This window comes from Salinicola halimionae, assembly GCF_003206065.1.
GTDB classification, from domain to species: domain Bacteria; phylum Pseudomonadota; class Gammaproteobacteria; order Pseudomonadales; family Halomonadaceae; genus Salinicola; species Salinicola halimionae.
The window spans coordinates 1-3,394 of record NZ_PZJQ01000011.1; the positions used below are offsets into that span (position 1 = coordinate 1).

The 3,394-nt window shown below is 58.6% G+C and carries 1 protein-coding gene; it reads left to right on the plus strand.

From position 1 onward, the window contains the following. Positions 1-341: 341 nt before the first annotated feature. On the plus strand, positions 342-3,394 hold a 3,053-nt coding region (locus tag DOM27_RS17845), incomplete at its 3' end, for a carbohydrate-binding protein (protein WP_157956794.1).

Consider the following 3,394-nt stretch of genomic DNA (forward strand, 5'->3'; position numbering starts at 1 on the left):
GTCCGTGACGAATTTCAATCATGTCGCGGTACCCGGTGTAACCGCCCTGACTGTTGTGGACGCATCACGACGCTCCGATCTATCGATCAATGAGCCGGGCGGCCCCAAGGGGTCGCCCAGGTTGTTGGCTCCGGGATCAAAAGAAGCGAAGTCGAGCGTGTCTAGTAGGGTAGATGTGGTGAGACCCGTTGAGTGAATTGGGTCTAATGGGGCTGGTTTCTTGAAAAGGAACATTCGTTCGTCAGCAAACAGGGATTGCATCGTTTCGATAGGCGTCGAGCGGACGACGGTCATCTTCGCTCGTTTTATAACCACCCACATAAAGCGTAGAGGCTTCATACATGTTCACTTTGTCCATCATCGATGCCCAGACAGGCAGCACCGTCGAAACATTGGCACAGGGCGCTGCCATCACCCGTCATTTTATCGGCGACAATTACCGGCTCGAGGTGACGCCCATCGACAGCAGCGGTTTTCTCGCCAGTGACGTCGCCGGCGTCGCATTGACTGTGACCGATCCAACCGGCGTAGCCAGCGAACTGGTTTCTACCGAGAGTCCCTATCGGTTCACGTTATCGTCCGATCTGGATTGCGGTTTGACACACATGAAGTTGGACGCGCTGGATGACAACGGTCAGTTGTTGACGGGTAGCGAGCAGTCGATCGATATCGAAATCGTCAACGCCGAAGGGTGGTCGGGCGATGTCTTTACTATCCAAGGCGAATCGTTGCTGACCGACGATGGAATCTCGACCGCCGATACCGTCGTTCGCAATGCGGATAACCCCGAATCGAGTGGTGGCGGTGCCGACAATCTGTGGGGCGATTTCAGCGGATCCGGTTATCTGGATATGGGCTCTCAGGCGGGGGATGCAGGATCTTTCTCGGTCAACGTCGCCGAAGCGGGGACCTATCTGTTGACGATTCGCTACGCCGCCAGTGGAACGAGCAGCCGCCCGATGACACTTTCGGTAGATGGCGATCCGCAGGGAACGATTGCCTTCGCATCGACTGGCGTGGGTAGCGCGGGCTGGGAAAATTGGACGGAAACCACTATCCAGATCGATCTCGGTGCCGGCGATAACACGGTCCGACTCGCCAACGTGGGCAATACCGGACCCAATATCGATTGGCTGCAATTGTTGAAAGAAGACACGACACCGGGCTATGCGACTTATGAAGCAGAGACCGCCACCCTCGAGGGCGGCGCGATCATCGTGCCCACGACACAGAGTGATCGTGACGCTTCAGGCACCGGTTTCGTCGACTTCGTCGGCACTGGCGATCAAACCATTACCTGGAACGTGGATGTCGATCAGAGCGGTGTCTACGAAGTCGTTTTCCGTTATTCGCTGACGACAGGCAAGGCTGATCGTCCGCTGGCGCTGACGGTCAACGGCGTCAGCTATCCTACGGTCAATTTCCCTGCCGAGAGTCAGACGGTCAGCGATTGGGTCACTCAGACCGTCAATGTAACGCTGGCTGCCGGCACCAACTCGGTCTCGGTGACGGCGCCCAACGGCGTCGGACCGGATATCGATTCGCTGGTAGTGCCCGATGAGCCTTTGTCGGTCCCCAGTGACGGCCAAATCAGCGTGGTCAGCACGGACCCGGCTTACTTCGATGATCGTATCGCCTTCAACTATCTTGAGGACAACGACGCTACCAGCTCTTCTCCCGTGGCGAGGGAATACAAAGACAGTGGCTCTGTCATCATCACCAACAACGGTACCGGAGAATTGGCGGTGGGTAGCGTAACGCTGAGCGGCCCGTTCATGCTGGCGGATTCGGACGCCCTGAACGGTTTGAAACTGGCGCCCGGTGAATCCATTGAAGTCGGCGTCTTGTTCGATCGCGACGCTTACACCCCCCCGACCAGTAACGCTGCCGATGGTGTATTCGAAGGAACCATGACGATCGTCTCGGATGACGCCGATCAACCCGTGACGGAGATCCAGCTGGCTGGCTTCTGGCAGGCTCGCGATGAAGGCGGGTGGGAGCCCAATCTCAATGAGATCTGGCGGGTGTTCGGCTTCGGCAATCACATCGATGGTCTATCGACGCTGGATGGCGGGGGCGGCTCCGTGCTGCAGGATTTCGATCTCTACCGAGCGGCCAATGATCAGGAAGTGCTGTCACGCTATTGGCAGATTGCCGACGGCGTGCAGTCGGTCGCGGTCACGCAACTGGCGGCGTTCCACGGATACAGCGGTGCACTGTTGGCGTTGCACGCCCCGGGTGACACCTCGGCGCGAGTGTCGCTAAGCAATCACGACAGTCTCTATAGTCAGTCGTTGCTACCGCACGTAGCCAATGGCGATTATGCCACGTCGACCTTTAATCCAGGCCGAATTCCCGACAGCTGGGCAGGTGACGACATCTTCGGGATTTCGATTGCCGGCCTTTCGACCGACCCGTCGCTGAATCCTCATGGCGGCAATACGCCGCCGGCCGAAGATGCCGGGATCGAGCGGGGCCATACCGTGCGCGTTTTCCAGGCTTACGACACGGATGGTATCGCTATTGCCAATACGTATTTCGTGGTCATGGACTACACCGGCATCAACTACGACTATAACGATAACGTTTTTCTGGTCGAAGGTATCCAACCGGCCGCCAGAACGCCCTTCAACGAAACGGCGACGCCTTGGGAGGTCGACCATGGCGGCCTGACGCTGGACGCGGCGCTGTTCGATGAGGGCGCGTCTTACTTGACCTATGAAGATTCCAGCGCGACCCAAATGGGGACCAACTTCCGTGAGGGGGGGGTGGACATTCAGGGTAACGGGGATGCCATCGGCTGGATCGAGAACGGCGAGTGGGTCGAATATACCCTGAATGTCGATCAGGCCGGCGTCTACGATCTTTCGTTCCTGTCTGCATTGGGCGCGCAGAGCGGCAGCGCACGTTCGATCACGGCGACTTTCGACGACGGCGCTGGCGTCTACGAAGTCGCGACGATCGGTGTCGGTTATACGGGTGGCTGGAACACCTTCTCAGAGACCGAGAGTCAGAACGTGGCCTTGGAAGCGGGCACGCAGACGCTGCGCCTGACCTTCAACGGCGGGGCCCAGAACCTGGAATCCTTTAGCCTGGCGCCGGCCTCTCAAACGGCATTCAATGAATCGGGAACGCCCTGGGCCGTTGACGGCGGGCTGACGCTAAACGCGGGGTTCTATGACGAGGGCGGTCCCGAAGTCGCCTATCACGACAGCAGCGAAGTCCAACTGGGTGACAACACCCGAAACGAGGGTGTCGACCTGCGTGACAATGGCAATTCGATCGGCTCGATCGCCAACGGCGAATGGGTCGAGTACACCGTCGACGTCGCCACGGCGGGTACCTATCAGCTGTCGTTTGCCGCGGCGACAATGTCCAACGGTCGCACGGTGAC